This window comes from Luteimonas sp. GW821-FHT14E02 (assembly GCF_058803905.1).
The window spans coordinates 454,884-475,647 of the sequence record NZ_JBXAPK010000002.1 but is presented as its reverse complement, the minus strand read 5'-3'; the positions used below and the strand labels follow the sequence as shown (position 1 = coordinate 475,647).

The following is a 20,764-nucleotide window of genomic DNA, read 5'->3' as shown; positions in this document are numbered from 1 at the left end:
CTATGACGAGGGAAGCGATACGATCCGGATTGCCAGCAGCTCGCCGCCGCCATCGAGCAGGAAGCGCTTGCGAACCGGCTCCGAAAGCATCACGGTATCGCCGGCCTGCAATTCGGGAAGTTCGGGCGCGCCATCGAACCGAGCCGCGCCGGCGATCAGATACAGCGCCCAAATCGTTCCGGGTTCTGTGAAGAAGACCATCGGCCCGACCAGCGGCCGGTGATGCAACTCCGCTTCGCACGCATCCCGGCGCCACATCAGATTGAAATCCTGGGTAGGCCCATCGACGAGTTCTCCGGTGACGACCCGCTCGCCGGCAAAACGCAGGCGGCCGTGCGGCGGTTGCAGGAGATGCGATTCGCCGTCATCGAAACGCAGGCGCAGTCCTTCTCCACTGAGCAAAACGAGTTCGCGTTCGATATCGGGAAATGCCGAGAACGGAGCGTCCTGCTCGATTTCGGCGATCGACAGGCGCCAATCCCAATCCCGGCTTCCCGCGGGCACGTGGGCGTGGATTTCGCGCGTCCACCCCAAGCCGTTGCGCCAGCGTTCCCGGCGATATTCGGATGCCGGAATCACCCGCGTCCGGCTCGCCTGTGCCTGTTCGTCTGCCATCGCGACAGTGTAGAGGCTGGTCGGAGCGCGCGAGCAAGAAAGCATGCTTGCGAAGTGAAAAAGCCCACACATCGAACCGCGCCGTCGGCGCGATGAGATGTACGGGCTCTTGCGGAGGGCCCCGCATCAAGGGACCCGCATAAAAAGAGTCGCCCGGCCACACACTACCTTGTGCGCGGCTCGGGCGACGGCACGTCCTTGTAGGCAATCCTTGCCATTCCATGTGAAGCTTCCCGCTTCCGCTAGCCGCCCTGCTCGTCCTGGCATGGCGTCAGCGATCGGAGGGATGGTCCGGACCGGCTCCCCTCGAACCGGTCCCGACGCACCGAAGTTTGTGCCCCTGCTCGCACTCCGGCCCCGATGACAAGCACTTGCGTGCCTGGCCTGCACCCGCCTTCCGTAGCGCGTGCAACGTGAAACTTTGCTTCCGTCTCCGCTCTCAGCGCTGCATCGCCGCGCGGGCCGAAGGCCTGGCCGGCGTCGCTGCCGTGCGGGGCGCCGCGGACGACGCGCCGATGAGGATGCGGTCGCGATTCTTCTCCACGGTCTTCAGCCCGATCCCCTTGACCATCGCCAGCTGTTCCGGGCTCCGGAACGCGCCGTTCTGCTTGCGGTAGGCGACGATCGCCTCGGCCTTGGTCGGGCCCACGTTCAGCAGAACGCGATCGAGCTCCGTGGCGTTGGCGGTGTTGATGTTGACCTTGTCGGTGGCCAGCGCGCTTCCGGCCAGCACCAGCGACAGCATCAGCGAGGTGAACACTTTTTTCAGGGTCGAGGTCTTGAAGAACTTCATGGCATTGCTCCTTGATTTGGTATGGGATCCATCCCTGGCGGTTCGCTCCGCCAGTGGAGACAGTGTCCATGACTCCATCGGCACAGCGTATCGCCGCACCGGCTGCGGAACAGCCGGGGGATGCCGCATCGCCGTGTAGGAAAAACCCTACCCCCCGGCGGTAGAATTGGCGTATCCCCCTTGCAGTGAGGTTTTTCCCATGGACGACAGCCAGTTCGAGCCAGCCCGCATTGAGCGCTTCGTCTCGGAAAAATGGGACGACGATATCGTTCCGCAACTGGTCGAATACATCCGCATCCCCAACAAGTCGCCGATGTTCGACACCGACTGGGTCCAGCACGGCTACATGGACGACGCCGTCCGGCTGATGGAATCCTGGGCGAAGGCGCAGGCGGTTCCCGGGATGACGGTGGAAGTGGTACGCCTGGAGGGCCGCACACCGCTGATCTTCCTCGACATTCCGGCGTCCGGACCGGAAACGGGCGAGGACTGCGTGCTGCTCTACGGCCATCTCGACAAGCAGCCGGAGATGACCGGCTGGGACGACGACCTCGGCCCCTGGAAACCCGTACTGCGCGGCGACAAGCTGTTCGGCCGCGGTGGCGCCGACGACGGCTACGCGATCTTCGGCTCGCTCGCCGCGATCCAGGCGCTGAAGGAGCAAGGCGCGCCGCATGCGCGCTGCGTGGTGCTGATCGAGGCCTGCGAGGAATCCGGCAGCTACGACCTGCCGGCCTACGTCGACCATCTGGCCGACCGCATCGGCAAGCCCTCGCTGGTGGTGTGCCTGGATTCGGGCTGCGGCAACTACGACCAGCTCTGGTGCACGACCTCGCTGCGCGGGCTGGCCGGCGGCAACCTGACGGTGAAGGTACTCGGCGAAGGCGTGCACTCCGGCGATGCCTCGGGGGTGGTGCCTTCGAGCTTCCGCCTGCTGCGCCAGCTGCTCTCGCGTATCGAGGACGAGAACACCGGCCGCATCCTCATTGAAGGCCTGTTCGCCGACATCCCCGCCGACCGGCTGACGCAGGCCAAGCGCGTCGCCGAAGTGCTGGGCACCGCGATCTACGACAAATTCCCGTTCCTGCCCGGCATGACCCCCATGGCGGACGATCTGACCGAACTCGTGCTCAATCGCACCTGGCGCCCGGCGCTGTCGATCACCGGCGTGGATGGCATTCCGCCGCTGGCCTCCGCCGGCAACGTGCTGCGTCCGCATACCTCGGTGAAACTGTCGCTGCGCCTGCCGCCCACCGTCGACGGCAAGCGCGCTGGCGAACTGCTGCAGGAAACCCTGCTGCGCGACCCGCCCAACGGCGCCAAGGTCACGCTCGATCTGGAAAAGGCGGCCACCGGCTGGAACGCGCCGGCGATGGCAACGTGGCTGGAGCACGCCATCGACGATGCCAGCCAGGCGTTCTACAACCGTCCCGCGATGTACATGGGCGAAGGCGGCTCGATTCCGTTCATGGGCATGCTCGGCGAGAAGTTCCCCGGCGCGCAGTTCATGATCACCGGTGTGCTCGGCCCGCATTCCAACGCGCATGGCCCGAACGAATTCCTGCATATCCCGATGGGCAAGCGCGTCACCGCCAGCGTGGCGAAGGTGATCGCGGCGCACCATGCCGCCAGCGTGCGCGGTGAGACCACCGGCTCGGCCGTGGCTGCGGACAGTGGTGATCGTCATGGGGATCACGGCTGCTGCTGAGGCAACGCTGCCAAGTCGGCGTTGTCGCGCGCCGTGGACGGCGCACGCGCGGCTCAAGCACGCAAGTGCTTGAGCCAGCGGTCGCGAATACGGGCTCCGTCCGAACTCGCAAACACCCAACAAGCACGGGATGGACTTGTCAGGTGTCGCCATGAATCCTGAATCGATCTCGGCCGAAACTGCGAACTCCGTTCCAATCCTAGGCCCGTCTGCTACAGTGCCGCCGCCATCCAATCGCGGGAGCGCGGCAACATGTTCAACGGCATCTTGGGTTACATCATCGGCGGTGCGGTGATCGGCATCCTGGCCCGGTTCTTCAAACCTGGCGCCGATCCGATGGGCTGGATCCTGACCATCCTGCTGGGCATCGCGGGCGCGGTCGTCGGCGGATACCTATCGGGCATGCTCGGCGTGACCAGCCGGTTCCTGGTGTGGGTGATCGCCATCGTCGCGGCGATCGTGCTGCTCTTCCTCTACGAGATGCTCCGCAAGAAGAAGAGCTGACCCGGCTTCGGCCGTCACAGCCAAAAAAGAAACCGCGCCCGATGCGCGGTTTCTTTTTTGGACGGCATCGTTCCGTCCGCATCACAGGACGATTTGCAGCCTGGCATGCGATATTGCCGATCGCGTCGGCTCCGCATTTTTTGATTTCGCTGACGTTCCAATTTCGCTCTCAAGGCCATCCCCCATGCCCGCCTATCGCTTCGTCACCGTGGACGTCTTTACCGATCAGCGCTTCGGCGGCAATCCGCTCGCGGTGTTTCCGGATGCGCGCGGCCTGTCGGATGCCGAGATGCAATCGCTCGCGGCGGAGTTCAATCTCAGCGAAACGACATTCGTGTTTCCGCCCGAGAATCCCGCGCACACGGCGCGCGTCCGCATCTTCCATCGCACCGCGGAGATGCCGTTCGCCGGACATCCCATGGTCGGCACGGGCTACGTGCTCGCGCGCGAGGGACGCGGTGGCGACGGCACCCTGCTGTTTGAAGTGCCGGCAGGTGTCGTGCGGGTGAACATCGAGCACGATGCCGCCGGCGAAGTGACCGGAAGCCTGATCTCCGCGCCACAGCCGCTATCGACCGGCGTGGAATTCCCTGTCGAAACGATCGCGACGTGCGCCGGTCTCGAGACCGCCGACATCGTGCTGACGATGCACCGTCCGATCCATGCTTCGGTCGGCACCTGGTACGTCATCGCCGAGGTCACGCCCGATGCGCTCAAGCGCGCCAAGCCAAACCTGGAAGCGTTTCACAAAGTATGCGTGGAACGAACGGAATTGAACGGCCGCTTTTCGCTGCATCTCTATGCGCACGATCGGGTGGAAGGCGAATCCGTTCACCTGCGCGCGCGCATGTTCGCGCCCGAGGCCGGCACGATCGAGGATGCCGCGACGGGCAGCGCGAACACGGCGCTCGCCGCATTGCTGTTGTCGCACTCGAACGATGACGCACGCCGTTTCGAGATCATGCAAGGCGTGGAAATGGGGCGTCCGAGCCTGCTCCATGCAACGGCGTCGCGCGCGGCGGACGGCATCCGCGCGACCGTCGCGGGTCATTGCGTGCCGATGTTGCGTGGCGAAGCCCTGCTTTGATGTTCGTGCTCGCCGTTCTCACGCGAGCGATCTGTCGCAGTTGATCCCGATCACAATCCCGACCGCGATCGATACCGATGCCGCGTTGACGCGGCGGCGATCACATTGACGCCCGGCGGAAGTCGATAGGCTGCCAGGACCGGATGGGGGCCGGTTGGCGCCGCATTCGACATAAGCGGAAAGCTCCGGGCATCCCGGAGTTTCCATGGATCAGGAACCCTCAGGGGATATATCGATGAGCAAGGTCGCAACACTGGTGTTGTTGGGCGCAATGCAATTCGGCGTTCTCGGCTTTGGCGCGGGCAACGCATCCGCCCAGGAAATTTGCCTTCCGCCAGCGGACGATGGGACTGGGCAGTTGCCGCCGGACGATTGCATTCCGGCGGACCCCTCGCCGCCTGGCCCATCCGGTCCATCGCACCCTCCGGGCCCGATACCGAATCCGCCTGCGGAAGATCCTTGAGCCGCTGACAGAAAAACGTTGACGCATCACGATGGCGCGGCCGGACACGATCGCGCCATCGTGCTTCAGATAGAACCGTCGGACACGCCCTACTCGTCCAGCACTTTCGCGATGACTCGCTGCGCCAGCGCTTCGGAGGTATGCGATAGCGTGTCGAGCACGATCTCAGCGTTCTCCGGCGGCTCGTAGGGCGAATCAATGCCGGTGAAATTCGGCAGTTCACCGCGCCGCGCCTTGGCATAGAGCCCCTTGACGTCACGGCGCTCGGCTTCGGCGAGCGGCGTATCGACGAAGACTTCGATGAAATCACCCGCGGCAAACAGCGCGCGCGAAGCCTCGCGTTCGGCGCGGAACGGCGAGATGAAGCTGACCAGCACGATCAGGCCGGCATCGGTCATCAGCTTGGCCACTTCCGACACGCGGCGCAGGTTCTCGACGCGATCCTCGTCGGTGAAGCCGAGGTCGCGATTCAAACCATGGCGCACGTTGTCGCCGTCGAGCAGATAGGTGTGAAAGCCGCGCGCGAGCAATCCCGCCTCGACCAGGTTGGCGATCGTCGATTTGCCCGCGCCGGACAAGCCAGTGAACCAGACGCAGCGCGGATGCTGCCCCTTCAGCGCGGCGCGTGCCCTGCGATCGACGCTGAGCGCCTGCCAGTGGATGTTGTCGGCACGGCGCAGGCCGTGACGGATCATGCCGCAACCGACCGTGGCACGCGTGAGCGGATCGATCAGCACGAAGCCGCCGAGCGCGCGTTCCTGCGCGTAAGGCGCGAAAGCGACCGGCGCATCCAGCGACAGCGTGATCTCGCCGATATCATTGAACTCCAGGCGTTTCGCGGCCAGCGGCTGCAGGCTTTCCGGATCGAGCTTGTGCTTGAGCTCGCTCACGCGCGCGCCGACGCTGCGCGCACCGAGCTTGAGTTGATAGCGCCGGCCGGGCAACAGCGCGGCCTGATCGAACCACAGCACGTCGGCGGCGAACTGATCGCTGGCCGCCAGCGGCGCCTGCGCGATCGCCAGCACGTCGCCGCGTCCGGCATCGACGTCCTCGAGCAACCGCACGGCGATGGCGTCGCCGCCGTATGCGACGTCGGTGGTATCGCCGGAACGGGTGATCTCCGCGACGGTGGCAACCACGCCCGCCGGCTCCACGCGCAGCGTATCGCCGGCATGCAGAATGCCCGAGACGAGCGTGCCGGCCAGCCAGCGCGCCCCATTGGCACCGCGCAGCACCGCTTGCACCGGCAGACGCGCCGGCAACGCGGCCTCGCGATTCTCGATCTCGACGTTGTCGAGGTGCTCCAGCACCGTCGGCCCCGCGTACCAGGAGAAATTCGCCGAACGCGCGGTCACGTTCTCGCCCGTCGCCGCGGCGAGCGGAATGGCGACGACGTCCGTGATGCCAAGCTGCGCGGCATGCGCGCGATAGGCATCGGCGATCTCGTCGAAAAGCGCGCGATTGTAGCCGTCGCGATCGAGCTTGTTCACCGCCAGCAGGATGTGGCGCACGCCGAACAGCGCCGCGATCGCGGTGTGCTGGAACGTTTGCGGCAGCAATCCCTTGCCAGCGTCGACGAGGACGATGGCCAGATCGGCGACCGATGCGCCGGTCGCCATGTTGCGCGTGTATTGCACGTGGCCGGGGCAGTCGGCGATCAGGTAACGGCGGCGCGCTGTCTGCAGATGGCGCCAGGCGACATCGATGGTGATGCCCTGCTCGCGCTCGGCTTCGAGGCCATCCAGGAGCAATGCGTAATCGAGTTCGCCGCCGCGCGTGCCGTGGCTGGCGCTGGCGCGCGTGAGTGCGACGCGTTCGTCGTCGGAAAGACGGCCGGCTTCGGCCAGCAATCGGCCGATCAGCGTGCTCTTGCCGTCGTCGACGCTGCCGCAGGCGACGATGCGCAGGATGTCGCGCCCGGCTCGCGCCGGCTTGGCTTCCTCATGCCCGGCTTCCGCGTGGATGCGTGGGACGGCCACCATCTCAGAAGTACCCCTCGCGCTTTTTCTTCTCCATCGTATCGCCGTCGGCGTGGTCGATGAGGCGGCCGGCGCGCTCGGATTGCGCACTGGTTTCCATTTCGGCGATCACGGCGTCCAGATCGGTGGCATCCGACTCCACCGCGCCGGTCAGCGGATAGCAGCCGAGGGTGCGGAAACGCACGCGGCGCAGCTGCGGGGTTTCGCCGGCTTCCAGGCGGAAGCGTTCGTCGTCGACCACGATCAGGGCGCCGTCACGTTGCACGGTCGGGCGTTCGGCGGCGAAGTACAGCGGCACGACGGGAATGTTTTCGCGGCGGATGTAGCGCCACACGTCGAGTTCGGTCCAGTTCGAGAGCGGGAACACGCGCACGCTCTCGCCCTTGCCGACGCGGCCGTTGTACAGCTGCCACAACTCGGGACGCTGCCGGCGCGGATCCCAGCGCTGCTGCGCGTCGCGGAACGAGAAGATGCGCTCCTTGGCGCGCGATTTTTCCTCGTCGCGGCGTGCGCCGCCGATCGCGGCGTCGTAGCCGCCCGCTTCCAGCGCCTGCTTCAACGCCTGCGTCTTCATGATCTCGGTGTGCACGCTGGCGCCATGGCTCTGCGGGCCGACACCGTCGCGCACGCCATCGGGATTGATGTGCACGCGCAACTCGATGCCGGTTTCGGACGCGCGCTGGTCGCGGAAGGCGATCATCTCGCGGAACTTCCAGGTGGTGTCCACGTGCAGCAGCGGAATCGGCGGCACGGCCGGCGCGAATGCCTTCAGCAGCAGATGCAACAACACCGAACTGTCCTTGCCGATCGAATACAGCAGCACGGGCTTGCGGCTCTCCGCGGCCACCTCGCGCAGGATGTGGATGCTTTCGGCTTCGAGGCAGCCGAGTTCGTCGCGGGGACGGTCGATTGGCTCGATTGGGTTGGTTGCAAGGGAAACGGTCATCGGCTCGGGTCGCACGGTTGTTCGAAATTGTACCCAGGGCCCCCTCGCCCTCCGTAAATGACTGCGGGGCATAACCGAATAACTCAGCTTCCTTTCCGCATCGCCGCCGGTGCGCCTAGTGTCGTCCCAACTCCGTGACCGGAACAACGGCCGCTCGCGATGCCATCGCCCAATCCCCTGCCCGCCCCGCCCTTGTCCGAAGAACAGGCGGACACGATCGCCAAGCTGACCCGCGCGCTCGACGCCCCCGGGCTATGGTGGCTGTCGGGCTACGCGGCGGGATTGGCGACCTCGCGGCCGGCTTCCGCCCAGTCCGCTCCTGCCGTTGCCGTGCGCCCCGATGCCGCGACGGCAGGGCGGCTGACCATCGTCTACGGCAGCCAGACCGGCAATGCCAAGCGCGTCGCCGAGCAGCTGGCGCTGGAAGTGGAAGGCGCCGGCCTCGCCGTCCGCCTGCTGCGCGCCGATGCCTATCCGGTGCGTGAGCTGAAAACCGAACGTCACCTGTACCTGGTCATCAGCACCCAGGGCGACGGAGATCCGCCGGACGATGCCCGCGAACTGTTCGAATTCCTGACCGGCAAGCGCGCGCCCCGCCTGGAGCACCTGCATTACGCCGTGCTCGGCCTCGGCGACTCCAGCTATCCGCAGTTCTGCGCGATCGGTCAACGGCTGGACGAGCGCCTGACCGAACTGGGCGCGCAGCGCCTGCTGCCGCGCGGCGAGGCCGATCTCGACATCGACACCGTCGCGATCCCCTGGCGCACGCAGGCCGTGTCCGCGGCCAAAAAATTGGAAAGTCCGGCCATGGATGGTCGGGCTCTTGCGAAGGATTCGCATACGGCAAAGCCGCTGGCGACGGTGACGCCGCTGCGCCCGCAGATCGCCGCATCGGCGGCAACCCACGACCGCGATCATCCGTTCTCGGCCGAGCTGATCGCCAACCAGCGCATCACGCTGGCGCGCGGCAAAGCGGCGTCGCCCAAGGACATCCGCCACATCGAACTGTCGCTGGAAGACTCCGGCCTGCACTACGAGCCCGGCGACGCGCTCGGCCTGTGGCCGCGCAACCCCGACGCGCTGGTCGATGCGATCCTGGCGACGCTCAAACTCGACGGCGAACAGGCCGTCGCGCAAGGCGATACCACCCTCCCATTGCGCGAATGGCTGGCGAGCAAACGTGAACTCACCAAGCTCGCCCGGCCCTTCATCGCTGCCCAGGCCGAACGCGGCGGCGACGCCGAACTGCAATCGATCCTGCAGCCCGGCAATGTGGTGCTGGGCGAGTGGCTCGCCAATCGTCAGGTCATCGACCTGCTGCAACGCCATCCCGCCGACTGGTCGGCCGAAGCTTTGGTCGCCGCGCTGCGGCCGCTGACGCCGCGGCTGTATTCGATCGCCTCCAGCCGCAAGGCCGTCGGCGACGAGGTGCATCTCACCATCGCGCACGTCGAATACGACAGCGGTGCCCAAGATGGCATGCTCCGTTGGGGCGCGGCGTCGCATTACCTCGCCACCCGCGGCGAAGGCGAGCGTCTGCCGGTCTACATCGAAACCAACGAGCGCTTCCGCCTGCCGGCGGACGCTTCGCGTGACGTGATCATGATCGGCCCCGGCACCGGCGTGGCGCCGTTCCGCGCCTTCGTGCAGGAGCGCGCGGCGACACGCCCGATGACAGCCGGCGCCCCCGGCCGGAACTGGCTGTTCTTCGGCAACCCGCATTTCCGCAGCGATTTCCTCTACCAGCTGGAATGGCAGCGCGCGCTGAAATCCGGCGAACTCGATCGCATCGACCTCGCCTTCTCGCGCGATGTATTGAGAAGTCAGGCCATGGATGGCCGGGCTCTTGCGAAGGATTCGCACAAGGTCTACGTGCAGGACCGCATCCGCGAACGCGGCGAGGACCTTTACGACTGGCTGCAGAATGGCGCGCACCTGTACGTCTGCGGCGCCATCGCCATGGGCAAGGACGTGCACGGCGCATTGCTCGACATCGTCGCCGAACACAAGCCCGGCGACCGCGACGCGGCGGCCGAATACCTCGACAACCTGCAGCGCCAGGGCCGCTATGCCCGGGACGTGTACTGATGAGCGCGCACTCCGTCGAAGACATCAAGCAACAAAGCGCGCGACTGCGCGGCTCGTTGCTGCAGAGCCTGGCCGACCCGGTCACCGGCAGCCTGCGCGAGGACGATCAGACCCTGATCAAGTACCACGGCAGCTACCAGCAGGACGACCGCGACATCCGCGACGAGCGCCGCCTCGCCAAGCTGGAGCCGGCCTACAGCTTCATGATCCGCACGCGCACGCCCGGCGGCGTGGTCACGCCCTCGCAGTGGCTGAAGCTCGATGCCATCGCCACCACGTTCGCCGAGCGCGGCCTGCGTATCACCACACGGCAGGCGTTCCAGTTCCACGGCGTGATCAAGACCGAACTCAAGGCGACGATGCAGGCGATCAACGCCGCTCTCATCGACACCCTGGCCGCCTGCGGCGACGTCAACCGCAACGTCGCCGTCGCTGCTAATCCGCACCTTTCCGCCGCGCATGCGACGGTGTACGCGCAGGCCGCCGCGCTGTCCGAGCACCTGCTGCCGAACACCCGCGCCTACTACGAAATCTGGCTGGACGAGGAACGCGTCGCCAGCAGCGGCAGCGAGGACGAGCCGATCTACGGCGAGCGCTATCTGCCGCGCAAGTTCAAGATCGGCTTCGCCATCCCGCCGACCAACGACGTCGACGTGTTCGCGCAGGATCTCGGCTTCATCGCGCTCTTCGATAAAAATTCTGTCGATGAAAATTCAGCCGGCGAAGCCGACGCACTCGTCGGCTACAACGTCACCGTCGGCGGCGGCATGGGCGCCACGCATGGCGATCCGGAAACATATCCGCGCCTCGGCAGCGTGATCGGCTTCGTCACTCCCGACCAGGTCACCGCCGTCGCCACGGCCGTGGTCACCGCACAGCGCGATTTCGGCAATCGTGAAGTCCGCAAGCGCGCCCGTCTCAAATACACCATCGACGACCACGGTCTCGACTGGTTCCGATCCGAAGTCGAACGGCGTGCAGGTTTCCCTCTCCTTCCTGCGCGTCCGTTCGGCTTCGCCCACAACGGCGACCGTTTTGGCTGGAGTACCGGCGAAGACGGTCGCTCCCACCTGACCCTGCGGATCCCCGCAGGGCGCATCGTCGATGGCGCGCTCGATGATCTCGGCGAAGCAGTGCGGCATCTGAGCGGCCTGCGCCGGATCGCGCAGATCCTCGAAGCCGCCAACACAGCCGCGCCCGACGCACAGCAGGCGCACTTCCGTCTGACGGCGAACCAGAACCTCGTCATCGCCAACATCACGCCCGACCTGCGCGAACGCATCGACGCGCTGACGACGGAATACGAACTCGATTCCTGGCGCCGTGCCAATCCGCTGCGCCGCAATGCGCTCGCCTGCGTGGCAATGCCCACGTGCGGACTGGCGATGGCCGAAGCCGAACGCTATCTGCCCGACATCGTCGGCAAGGTTGAAGCCTTGCTTGCTCGCCACGGCATCCCCGGCGCGCCGATCCACCTGCGCATCAGCGGTTGCCCGAACGGCTGCTCGCGCCCCTATCTCGGCGAAATCGCCCTGGTCGGCAAGGCGCCCGGCCGCTACAACCTGATGCTCGGCGCCGATCATCGCGGCCAGCGGCTCAACACGCTGTATCGCGAGAACATCGCCGAGCCCGAGATCCTCGACGCGCTCGATCCACTGATCCGCGACTACGCGCGCGAGAAACACTTCGACGAAGGCTTCGGCGACTTCCTGGTCCGCAGCGCCATCGTTTCCATCCCCGACAAAGACACACGCAACGGAATCCCCGTAGAGGTACTGGCATGAGTCCGCCCGATCCCATCACCGCCGCCGAATCGACCCAGTCGCTGGCCGAACTCAACCGATGGTTGGGCGAGCGCAGCGCCGAGGAGCGCGTGGCCTGGGCGCTGGAAAACACCGCCGGCGAACACGCGCTCTCGTCCAGCTTCGGAGCGCAGGCGGCGGTCTCGCTGCACCTGGTGACGCAGCAGAAACCCGATATCCCGGTGATCGTGATCGACACCGGCTATCTGTTCCCGGAAACCTACCGTTTCATCGACCAGCTGAGCGACCAGCTCGCCCTCAACCTGAAGGTCTACCGCCCGCAGATCGGCATCGCCTGGATGGAAGCACGGCATGGCAGGATCTGGGAAGAAGGTGTCGACGGCATCACCCGCTACAACCGCCTGCGCAAGGTGGAGCCGATGCAGCGCGCGCTGCGCGAGTTGAACGTGCGCACCTGGATCGCCGGCCTGCGCCGTGGGCAGTCCAGCACGCGCAAGGCCATCGACTTCCTCGAACTGCGCGACGGCCGCTGGAAACTGCACCCGATCGCCGACTGGAGCGATCGCGACGTCTGGAATTACCTGCAGGCGCATAACTTGCCCTATCACCCGCTCTGGCATCAGGGCTATGTCTCGATCGGCGACATCCACACCACGCGACCGCTGGAACCAGGCATGCGCGAGGAAGACACGCGCTTCTTCGGGCTCAAGCGCGAATGCGGGCTGCATTTCGACGACGGGGCCAGCGTCGCGGCCTGAATCCAGTGATCTTCTGATCCACGAATGCGGAATCAGCCGGCAGCCTGCCGCGCCAGCCGCTCGAGCCAGAGGAAATTGGCCAGTGGCGCCATCGCCGCTTTCGCCCTGGCTGTCGACACCTCGTCCAGCAATGCAAGCACGACCCGCTGATCGACCAGCCCCAGATCGGCCAGCACGCATTCCTGCAATTGCATGGCAATGGTGTTCGCCTGTTGCGAGATCAGATCGGACAGGACTTTCGCGAAGGTCTCCTTCACGTAACCGGCAGGGAAGATTTCTTCGCCCAGTTGGTGATGCAGATACCGTCGCATGACCGCACGGCCGTGTCTCGATTCCTTCGGAAGCCGATGGCAAAACGCCACCAGATCCGGAGCACCGAGCGGATTGACCGGCCACAGGCCATGTCGGAGCAAATGCGGCGCCTGACAGACGCCAGCGAGCAACCCCGATACCGTCACCGGGCTGGTCGGCGCATCGAATGCGCGCAAGAACCGAGCAACACTCTGCGCGCGCGGCGTCAGAAGCTGAAAAGCATAGCTTCTGGCCTCCGTGACCGCCCCAGGAGCGGCTTGGCCATCTCCCTGCGTTTCACCGGGATACACTGGAAATAGTTCGTCTCCGCCCAGGCCGGTGAACAACATGTCGCAGCCGCGCGCTCGCGCCGATCGCCACAAGGCCTCGAACGCTTCCAGATAGAACTCCGGATGCGGGTATTCGGTGCGAATCCCCGGCCGTAGATCGAGCGTCGGCGGAAATGCGGCGATCTCCACGGTATCGTCGAGCAAACCCAGCCGGGCCGCGATCTTCCGCCGGCGTTCGATCTGACTGCGTCCCAGATCGCCGTCCAGCAGAATGCCCAGGCTTGCAACCGGCCCATGCATCGACGTCAAGGCGCTGGCCACAGTGGCCGAGTCCATGCCGCCGCTCAGTTCTGTCGCCATCCGGCCGGCGGTCGCGGGCCGCATCGCGACCGCGCGATGCAGCAATTCTCCGAACGCGGTCAATCCGCCGTCGCCGGTCGGCGAAGATGCGGGCGAAGCCACCTCCGCCGCCGCGGGATACTGGTAGCGCGCCTTGCCCGGCTCCACGTAGAACGATGCCCGCTCCGTCAGCAAGAAGACACCGACGAACAGCTGGCGTGCCGAATAGAACGTCTGCAATGCCAGATGATGGCTCGCGACTTCGACATCGATCGCCAAAGGTGTTGTGAAGAAGTCCGCGAGATCCCAGGACATCGTCAAGCGCTCGTTCGTGGCTCGACAGTAGACCGGCGCGGAACCCAATACGCCGGCTCTCGCCCGCAGCCGACATCCGGCTTGAGCCACCTCGATCAGCACATAATCGAGTGGCCACAACAGGCACGCCTGGTATAGCTGATGGAACCGCTCGGCATCGACGGTTTCGATCGTGATCGGCTCACGAGTATCGCTGCCCGCCATCCGCTCCCGCACGACGGCGAACCACTGGCCATCGGTACGAATCAGCAACGTTTCGAGTGCCGGATGCGAATAAGGGTCGATCCTGCTTTGTCCCAGAGCAATGCAACCACCTCGCCATGTCGGATCGTTCGCAAGATCGGACAGCGCGATATCGGCCTTGAGCATCGGATGCTTCCTGCAAAGAGAAGCGCCGCCCTGAAGAAGGGCGGCGCCATGTCGCGAATGCGACGTTCAACCGAACAACGCGGACTCAGCCCCCCTGGCTGTAGTAGCCGCGAGCATCTTCAGGAAAGCCAATGGGCTTGGCGAGCAGTGCCTCGGTAATCGCGTCCTTGGGCATCGGTGCGTCGATTTGCACCCCGAACGGATTGATCTCGTTCGATTTCTCTTGCAGCTGAACTTTCAGCAGTTCCATGACAACACTCCTGTCATCTCATAGACCGCCATTTGGCGGCAGCCCGAAGTTATCACCAAATCCGTTGACGCTCCGTATGCACCATTTTCATGCCGATATTCCCTGGCCTCGTACCGGCCACGACCGCCAGTCTCTTCGTCCGCTGATACCTTGCGCCGTGATCTTCACATTCATTCAATGCAACCCGCACCAATCCGGCGTGGCGTGAACGGAATGTCCTGGTCCGGCGAAGGTTTCCGCTGATCAGAACGTCCAGGGAAACGCCTCGCAGACAGCGCCGCCGACGTGTTCCGGCAGGCGCGCATCGCCCTCCTCATGCTCGCAGACGAATACGCCGCCCGACAGGGCGCCTCAATCTCAGCCTGCCGAATACCGCGGCATGGGCCGTTATTCGAATCATCTTCCGTTCTTGAATTCAGCCCTGCCAAATCGGCGGGCGATATGACGGACCAAGCAGACACCTAGAACGGAAATTGCGGGAAGTATCCATCCCCCAATCAATTGAACCGCGATGGTGTTGTTGTCGTAACGCATCCAGGGCGCATGCATCCCTTGTGCCGATGCCGCGGCGAGGCCCAACGGGTTGTAAACCAGGCCGGTATAGAAAACCGATATCGCCCAGGCAACCAGAATGGCGATCGCACCTCGCACGAACAGCCGGCGTGGGTACGGAAGCAATGTAAGCGCTATCGCCACAGCAGCAGGCACCACCACGGAACCCAAGCCGGCGATCTGGAACAGCTGTTGCGCGGTCATATGCGCCCCCGCGCTACACCGTGATCGGCTGGCTCAGTTCCACCCACGCCGGCGGCGTCGGCCACTGCGGTTCGAGATTGCCTTCGAGCACGCGGCGCAGATCGCGCGGATCCAGCTGTGGCGCGAGATGGTGCAGCAGCGCCAGCGCGTAGTCGCGCAGGACGCGGCCGCGTGGGATCACCGCCCAGGTGATGCATTCGGGCAGCGCTTTTGGCGCGGGCAGGATGCGCAGATCCGCGTCCTCGCGGGCGCCGATCGCCATCTCCGCCAGCAATCCGGCGCCGAGGCCGGCACGCACGTAGGTCTTGATGAGGTTGGCGTCGCGCGCGGTCATCGCGATCTGTGGCTCGACGCCTTCGGTGGCGAACGCGCGTTGCAGCGAAGAGTCGGCGCGAATCGAGGATTCGTAACTGATCAGCGGATGCTGCGCGAGCTCGACGAGAGTCGGCGCGCGGCCGAGATCGGCCAGCGGGTGCGCGCGCGGCAGCAGCAGCACGCGCCGCCAGCGATACAGCGGCACCGCCAGCCCGCCCTGCGGCACGCTGCCGGCGCTGCTGATCAGTGCGAGATCGGCATTGTCCTGGGCCAGCTTCTGCAGCACTTCCGCATCGCCCGCGGCCTGCAGGTCCACGTTCACCTGCGGGAACTGGCGCTTGATCGCCGCGATCACCGGCGGCAGCACATAGCGCGCCTGCGTGTGCGTGGTGGCCAGCAGCAAGCGGCCGGCATGCTCACCGCGCTCGTTGGCAGCATAGCTGCGGATATTGGCGGCTTCCTCGAGGATGCGCCGCGCGTGCTCCAGCACGCGCTCGCCCGCGGGCGCGATGCCTTCCAGGCTGCGGCCCTTGCGCACAAACAACTGGAAGCCGAGTTCATCCTCCAGCTGCTTGAGCTGCTTGGACAGTCCCGGCTGGGTGGCGTGCACGCGCTCGGCCGCGAGCGTGATGTTCAGCCCGGAATCGACGATGGCGACGAGGTAGCGGAGTTGGGTGAGGGTCATCGCGACAGGTACCGTGGAGGCGCTCCGGGAGCGAGGCCACCCCGGAGATATATCTTTTTATCATGATGAAAGGATTCGTCAACATATCGTTACGCCTGGAACCTGTCCAGGGCGGACTTCGCCCAGCTTATGCCGATAAGGCATAAGCGCAGGAGTCGGCGCCATTTCCGCGCCGGGGCGGCCATCGCTAGCGTCGGTCTCCCAGCCGAGGCTTTCACATGCCCGACGATCCCACCCCTCTCTATCCCCTGTTCGCCGATCTGCGCGGCCGCACCGTGCTCGTGGTCGGCGGCGGCACGGTGGCGCGGCGCAAGGTCGAAGCGCTGCTGGAAGCAGGCGCCCGCGTGGTGGTCGGCGCGCCGCGGCTGGAACCTACGCTCGCGGACTGGGCGGCGCGGCATCGCATCGCCCATCGCGCCGGCGAGTTCAACCCCGACTGGTTGCGCGATGCCTGGCTCGCCATCGCCGCCACCGATGATGCCGCGGCCAACCACGCCATCGCCGACGCGGCCGAGCAGCGCTATGTCTGGGTGAACGTCGTCGACGATGTCGAACTGTCGCGCTTCCAGGTGCCGGCCCGCGTTGAACGCGGCCCGCTGCAGATCGCGATCTCCAGCGGCGGCGGTGCGCCGATGCTGGCGCGGCTGGTACGTGAACGGTTGGAAGCGCAGTTCGACGAGTCCTACGGCGCGCTGGCGCAGCTGCTGACGCGGCATCGCGAGCGCATCCGCGCGCGATGGCCCGACCTTGCCGCGCGCCGGCGCGGTTTTGCGCGCCTGCTCGCCGGGCCGCTGCAATCGCTGCTGCGCAAGCGGCAGCACATCGCCGCGGAGCATGCGTTCGAGAAGATCCTGGATGCGGATTCCGCGCACGAAGCATCATCACTTACACGGACGCCGATCGGTTCCGTGGCACTGGTCGGCGCCGGCCCCGGCGATCCCGGCCTGCTCACGCTGCGCGCGCTGCGTGTGCTCAACGAGGCCGACGTCATCCTCCACGACCGCCTCGTCAGCCCGGAAGTGCTGCAACTCGCGCGCCGCGATGCCGAGCGTATCGAGGTCGGCAAGCAGGCGGGTCACCATCACGCGACGCAGGAACGCATCAACGCGTTGCTGATCGAGCATGCGCTTGCCGGCCGCCGCGTGGTGCGGCTGAAAGGCGGCGATCCGTTCGTGTTCGGCCGCGGCGGCGAGGAGCTCGTAGCCCTGCACGTCCATGGAATTCCATTCGAAGTCGTTCCCGGCATCACCGCCGCAGTCGCCTGCGCGGCCTACGCGGGCGTGCCGCTGACCCACCGCGATCATGCGCAATCGGTGCGCCTGGTCACCGCGCAGTGCAAAGCCTCGCTCGACACACTGGATTGGCCGGCGCTGGCGCAGGAACGGCAGACGCTGGCGGTCTACATGGGCGTGGCAATGCTCGATACGCTGCAGGCACGGCTGATCGCCCATGGCCGCGATGCGGCGACACCGTTCGCGCTGATCGAAAACGGTTCGCGCGCCGACCAGCGCGTGGTGACAGGGCCACTGTCGCAACTCGCCGAGCGTGCGCGCGGGCATGACGTGCAATCGCCAGCGATGCTGATCATCGGCGAAGTGGCCGCGCTCGCCGATACGCTGCATTGGTTTGGCGAAGCGCCGCTCGGCGCGCTTCAACAGGTACTGGATAAAGCTGCATAACCCCCTGCTTGCAGGAGGGAAATGAAGAGGGGTAACGCGGCGCATGACGCCGAGTTGCGCACGTAAACGCCGGAACCCCTCCCGACCCGCCCCTGCATTCGCAGGGGTGGAAGCAAAAACCCAAACTCATACACTGAAGACACCACCATGGCCCTTTACGACAGCATCCTCGACACCATCGGCCACACGCCCATCGTCAAGCTGCACCGGCTGCCGCCCAAGCACGTCACGCTCTACGCCAAGGCCGAATCGTTCAACCCTGGCGGTTCGGTCAAGGATCGCCTCGCCCTGGCCATCGTGCTCGATGCCGAAGCCAAGGGACTGCTCAAGCCTGGGGACACCATCGTCGAGGCCACGTCGGGCAACACCGGCGTGGCCTTGGCGATGGTGGCTGCCGCGCGCGGCTACAAATTCGTCGCGACGATGACGGAAACCTTCTCCATCGAACGCCGCAAGCTGATGCGCGCCTATGGCGCCAAGGTGATCCTCACACCTGCCGCCGAACGTGGCAGCGGCATGGTGCGCAGGGCCGAGGAACTGGCGAAGAAGCACGGCTGGTTCCTGGCGCGGCAGTTCGAGAATCCGGCCAATCCGGCGTATCACCGTCAGACCACGGCGGCGGAAATTCTGCGCGACTTCGCCGGCAAACGGCTCGACTATTTCGTCAGCGGCTGGGGCACCGGCGGCACGCTCACCGGTGTCGGCCAGGTGTTGAAGGTCGCGCGCCCGGAAGTGCACATCATCGCCTCGGAACCCGCCGGCGCCTCGCTGCTCACCGGCAAGGACTGGCAGCCGCACAAGATCCAGGGCTGGACGCCGGACTTCGTGCCCGCCGTGCTCGATCGCGACGTCGCCGAACAGGTGCTGCCGGTCGACGACACGCTCGCGCGCGACACCTCGCGCCGGTTGGCCGCGGAGGAAGGCATCTTCGTCGGCATTTCCGCAGGCGCCACCGTCGCCGCGGCCTTGCAGGTCGCCGAACGCGCGCCGGAAGGTTCGGTGATCCTCGCCACACTGCCGGATACGGGCGAACGCTATCTGTCGACGTTCCTGTTCGAGGGCGTCAACGAAGGCTCGGACGACGACTGGCTGGCTTCGCTCGACACGAAGGCGGAAGCGGCTTGACCGTCATGTCGGCACCGGGAATGAAACGCAGGCGGAAAGGGATCTGCGATCGCTGTCCTCGCAACATCAATTGAGTTTGTTGCGATCTCGATCCCTCCCCCGCGTCGGCCGGCCCTCCGGAGGCGCTTCCCTCAAGCTCTCTCGAAGGAGACGCGCATGTCCGCGCCGCTTGCACGCCACCGCTTTGCCCGCCTGAGCCTCGCCGTCGCCTTGTCGACGACGGCACTGCCGTTGTTCGCCGCCGACCCGCCCTCTTCGCAACAGCCCACCGTCGAGGATCTCGAACGCCGTTTGCGCGCCCTGGAACAGCGTTACGGCGCGGTGCCCGCGAACGATGGCGAGACCGCGAGCGTCGCCGATCTCGATCAGCGCCTGCGCATTCTCGAGCGCAGACTGGAACTGCAGGAAGAAGCCGCGACAGCCAAGGCGGCCTCCGCCCCGGTTGTGGCCATCACGCCGGAAAAAGGCCTGTCGATCAAGTCGGCGGACGGCGACAACGAAATCCGCTTCCGCGGCCTGGTGCAGGCCGATGGCCGTTTCTTCATCGGCGACGACGCACCGCCGCAGAACGACACTTTCCTGCTGCGTCGCGTGCGCCCCACCATCGAAGGCACCTGGGGCAAGTGGATCGGCTTCCGCATCACGCCCGAATTCGCAGGCGACAGCGCGACGCTGGTGGATGCCTACATCGATCTGAAGTTCGATCCGCGCGCCACCGTGCGCGCCGGCAAGTTCACCGCGCCGGTGGGCCTGGAACGCTTGCAATCCTCCGCATCCACGGCACTGATTGAAAATGGTTTCCCCACCGAACTGGTGCCCAATCGCGACATCGGCGTGCAGCTGCAGGGCGAATTCGCCAAGGGCGCCGTCAGCTACGCGGTCGGCATCTTCAACGGAACGGTCGACGGACGCGATGCGATCACCTCAAATCCCGACAACGAACTGGAAACCGCCGCGCGCATCTTCTTCGAACCCTGGAAGAACAGCGGCAATGCGCTGTCCGGCCTCGGTTTCGGCATCTCTGCCACCAGTGGCGACAAGCGCGGCACCGGCAACAATTTCCTGACGCGCTACCGCACGCCGGGACAAGCGACCTTCTTCAACTATCGCGGCGCCGTCGCCGCGGACGGCGATCACACACGCTGGTCGCCGCAGGCCTGGTACTACCGCAACTCGCTCGGCCTGCTGGGCGAATACGTCAGTTCGAAGCAGGAAGTCGTGCTGCCCGCGAACGGCACGCGCGCCGAGCTGGATCATCGCGCATGGCAGGTGGTCGGCAGTTACGTCCTGACCGGAGAAGACGCCAGCTACCGGGGCGTGGCGCGGCCTAACCATCCTTTTACGCCCGGCGGTGCAGGCTGGGGCGCATTCGAGATTGCTGCACGCTACGGGAGGTTGACGCTCGACGACGATGCATTCCCCCTGTTCGCCGATCCCACGGTCGCCGCGCAGGAAGCCACCTCGTTGGGATTGGGCCTGAACTGGTATCTCACCGCCAATCTCAAGCTGATCGCCAACTACACCCAGACCAAGTTCGATGGCGGCGGCGCGAACGGCGATCGCGAGGACGAGAAAGCGTTCTTCACCCGCGCACAGGTGTCCTTCTAGGAATCCCGCATGTCGTCTCAGCATTCAAAGCATGATCG

General features: G+C 65.6%; 17 protein-coding genes. 9 read left to right on the top strand and 8 right to left on the bottom strand.

What is annotated here, in order from left to right; genetic code table 11:
* Together AC1RNP_RS05150 and AC1RNP_RS05145 are read right to left on the bottom strand one after the other, a co-directional pair.
* Entirely contained in the window at nt 1-615 is a 615-nt protein-coding gene (locus AC1RNP_RS05150; protein ID WP_493050173.1) for a HutD/Ves family protein, read from the bottom strand.
* Nucleotides 616-1,054: 439 nt separating this feature from the next.
* Entirely contained in the window at nt 1,055-1,408 is a 354-nt protein-coding gene (locus AC1RNP_RS05145; RefSeq protein WP_493050172.1) for a ComEA family DNA-binding protein, read from the bottom strand.
* A gap of 199 nt (nt 1,409-1,607) precedes the next feature.
* Here AC1RNP_RS05145 and AC1RNP_RS05140 point away from each other — a divergent pair, with 199 nt between their 5' ends.
* The 3 genes from AC1RNP_RS05140 (at nt 1,608) to AC1RNP_RS05130 (ending at nt 4,707) form a co-directional block, all read left to right on the top strand.
* A complete protein-coding gene (locus tag AC1RNP_RS05140; RefSeq protein WP_493050171.1) occupies nt 1,608-3,116 on the top strand; it encodes a M20 family metallopeptidase in 1,509 nt (502 codons plus the stop codon).
* Nucleotides 3,117-3,368: 252 nt separating this feature from the next.
* Nucleotides 3,369-3,620 (top strand): GlsB/YeaQ/YmgE family stress response membrane protein, encoded by a 252-nt coding sequence (locus AC1RNP_RS05135; protein WP_493050170.1) that lies wholly within the window; start codon nt 3,369-3,371, stop codon nt 3,618-3,620.
* A gap of 184 nt (nt 3,621-3,804) precedes the next feature.
* Complete coding sequence (locus tag AC1RNP_RS05130) at nt 3,805-4,707, top strand: PhzF family phenazine biosynthesis protein (protein ID WP_493050169.1); 903 nt, start codon at nt 3,805-3,807, stop codon at nt 4,705-4,707.
* Between the two features lie 552 nt (nt 4,708-5,259).
* Here AC1RNP_RS05130 and cysC read toward each other — a convergent pair.
* The gene (gene cysC, locus AC1RNP_RS05125; protein WP_493050168.1) at nt 5,260-7,152 is read right to left on the bottom strand and encodes an adenylyl-sulfate kinase; all 1,893 of its coding nucleotides are present in this window, start codon (nt 7,150-7,152) and stop codon (nt 5,260-5,262) included.
* A 1-nt stretch (nt 7,153) separates the two neighbouring features.
* Nucleotides 7,154-8,095 (bottom strand): sulfate adenylyltransferase subunit CysD, encoded by a 942-nt coding sequence (cysD, locus tag AC1RNP_RS05120; RefSeq protein WP_493050167.1) that lies wholly within the window; start codon nt 8,093-8,095, stop codon nt 7,154-7,156.
* Nucleotides 8,096-8,254: 159 nt separating this feature from the next.
* On the opposite strand from cysD, the gene AC1RNP_RS05115 reads away from it, so the two are divergent.
* Genes AC1RNP_RS05115 through AC1RNP_RS05105 form a run of 3 tightly spaced genes read left to right on the top strand, consistent with a single transcriptional unit; the run spans nt 8,255 to nt 12,704 of the window.
* On the top strand, nt 8,255-10,183 hold the full coding sequence (locus AC1RNP_RS05115) for an assimilatory sulfite reductase (NADPH) flavoprotein subunit (protein ID WP_493050166.1): 1,929 nt from the start codon (nt 8,255-8,257) through the stop codon (nt 10,181-10,183).
* The gene (gene cysI, locus AC1RNP_RS05110) at nt 10,183-11,967 is read left to right on the top strand and encodes an assimilatory sulfite reductase (NADPH) hemoprotein subunit (protein WP_493050165.1); all 1,785 of its coding nucleotides are present in this window, start codon (nt 10,183-10,185) and stop codon (nt 11,965-11,967) included. Before AC1RNP_RS05115 ends, cysI begins: the two co-directional genes overlap by 1 nt.
* A complete protein-coding gene (locus AC1RNP_RS05105; protein WP_493050164.1) occupies nt 11,964-12,704 on the top strand; it encodes a phosphoadenylyl-sulfate reductase in 741 nt (246 codons plus the stop codon). Before cysI ends, AC1RNP_RS05105 begins: the two co-directional genes overlap by 4 nt.
* Nucleotides 12,705-12,736: 32 nt before the next feature.
* On the opposite strand, the gene AC1RNP_RS05100 is transcribed toward AC1RNP_RS05105, so the two are convergent.
* The 4 genes from AC1RNP_RS05100 to AC1RNP_RS05085 form a co-directional block, all read right to left on the bottom strand.
* On the bottom strand, nt 12,737-14,308 hold the full coding sequence (locus AC1RNP_RS05100; protein WP_493050163.1) for an asparagine synthase-related protein: 1,572 nt from the start codon (nt 14,306-14,308) through the stop codon (nt 12,737-12,739).
* An 85-nt stretch (nt 14,309-14,393) separates the two neighbouring features.
* A complete protein-coding gene (locus AC1RNP_RS05095) occupies nt 14,394-14,558 on the bottom strand; it encodes a hypothetical protein (RefSeq protein ID WP_493050162.1) in 165 nt (54 codons plus the stop codon).
* A gap of 396 nt (nt 14,559-14,954) precedes the next feature.
* Nucleotides 14,955-15,314, bottom strand: coding sequence for a hypothetical protein (locus AC1RNP_RS05090; RefSeq protein WP_493050161.1), 360 nt, complete (start codon nt 15,312-15,314; stop codon nt 14,955-14,957).
* 13 nt (nt 15,315-15,327) lie between these two features.
* A complete protein-coding gene (locus tag AC1RNP_RS05085; protein ID WP_493050160.1) occupies nt 15,328-16,314 on the bottom strand; it encodes a LysR family transcriptional regulator in 987 nt (328 codons plus the stop codon).
* Nucleotides 16,315-16,532: 218 nt separating this feature from the next.
* Between AC1RNP_RS05085 and cysG the strand changes: the two genes are divergently transcribed.
* The 3 genes from cysG (at nt 16,533) to AC1RNP_RS05070 (ending at nt 20,726) form a co-directional block, all read left to right on the top strand.
* Nucleotides 16,533-17,993 (top strand): siroheme synthase CysG, encoded by a 1,461-nt coding sequence (gene cysG / locus AC1RNP_RS05080; protein WP_493050159.1) that lies wholly within the window; start codon nt 16,533-16,535, stop codon nt 17,991-17,993.
* 147 nt (nt 17,994-18,140) lie between these two features.
* A complete protein-coding gene (gene cysK / locus AC1RNP_RS05075) occupies nt 18,141-19,118 on the top strand; it encodes a cysteine synthase A (RefSeq protein ID WP_493050158.1) in 978 nt (325 codons plus the stop codon).
* Between the two features lie 156 nt (nt 19,119-19,274).
* A complete protein-coding gene (locus tag AC1RNP_RS05070; protein WP_493050157.1) occupies nt 19,275-20,726 on the top strand; it encodes an OprO/OprP family phosphate-selective porin in 1,452 nt (483 codons plus the stop codon).
* Nucleotides 20,727-20,764 lie beyond the last annotated feature (38 nt).

Excerpts from the sequence above, each read along its gene's own strand:
- AC1RNP_RS05115 (WP_493050166.1), top strand. The coding sequence starts at position 8,255 with ATGCCATCGCCCAATCCCCTGCCCGCCCCGCCCTTGTCCGAAGAACAG.
- AC1RNP_RS05150 (WP_493050173.1), bottom strand. The coding sequence starts at position 615 with ATGGCAGACGAACAGGCACAGGCGAGCCGGACGCGGGTGATTCCGGCA.
- AC1RNP_RS05090 (WP_493050161.1), bottom strand. The coding sequence starts at position 15,314 with ATGACCGCGCAACAGCTGTTCCAGATCGCCGGCTTGGGTTCCGTGGTG.
- AC1RNP_RS05145 (WP_493050172.1), bottom strand. The coding sequence starts at position 1,408 with ATGAAGTTCTTCAAGACCTCGACCCTGAAAAAAGTGTTCACCTCGCTG.
- AC1RNP_RS05140 (WP_493050171.1), top strand. The coding sequence starts at position 1,608 with ATGGACGACAGCCAGTTCGAGCCAGCCCGCATTGAGCGCTTCGTCTCG.
- cysC (WP_493050168.1), bottom strand. The coding sequence starts at position 7,152 with ATGGTGGCCGTCCCACGCATCCACGCGGAAGCCGGGCATGAGGAAGCC.
- AC1RNP_RS05070 (WP_493050157.1), top strand. The coding sequence starts at position 19,275 with ATGTCCGCGCCGCTTGCACGCCACCGCTTTGCCCGCCTGAGCCTCGCC.
- cysK (WP_493050158.1), top strand. The coding sequence starts at position 18,141 with ATGGCCCTTTACGACAGCATCCTCGACACCATCGGCCACACGCCCATC.
- AC1RNP_RS05095 (WP_493050162.1), bottom strand. The coding sequence starts at position 14,558 with ATGGAACTGCTGAAAGTTCAGCTGCAAGAGAAATCGAACGAGATCAAT.
- cysG (WP_493050159.1), top strand. The coding sequence starts at position 16,533 with ATGCCCGACGATCCCACCCCTCTCTATCCCCTGTTCGCCGATCTGCGC.
- AC1RNP_RS05100 (WP_493050163.1), bottom strand. The coding sequence starts at position 14,308 with ATGCTCAAGGCCGATATCGCGCTGTCCGATCTTGCGAACGATCCGACA.
- AC1RNP_RS05105 (WP_493050164.1), top strand. The coding sequence starts at position 11,964 with ATGAGTCCGCCCGATCCCATCACCGCCGCCGAATCGACCCAGTCGCTG.
- cysI (WP_493050165.1), top strand. The coding sequence starts at position 10,183 with ATGAGCGCGCACTCCGTCGAAGACATCAAGCAACAAAGCGCGCGACTG.
- AC1RNP_RS05135 (WP_493050170.1), top strand. The coding sequence starts at position 3,369 with ATGTTCAACGGCATCTTGGGTTACATCATCGGCGGTGCGGTGATCGGC.
- AC1RNP_RS05130 (WP_493050169.1), top strand. The coding sequence starts at position 3,805 with ATGCCCGCCTATCGCTTCGTCACCGTGGACGTCTTTACCGATCAGCGC.
- cysD (WP_493050167.1), bottom strand. The coding sequence starts at position 8,095 with ATGACCGTTTCCCTTGCAACCAACCCAATCGAGCCAATCGACCGTCCC.
- AC1RNP_RS05085 (WP_493050160.1), bottom strand. The coding sequence starts at position 16,314 with ATGACCCTCACCCAACTCCGCTACCTCGTCGCCATCGTCGATTCCGGG.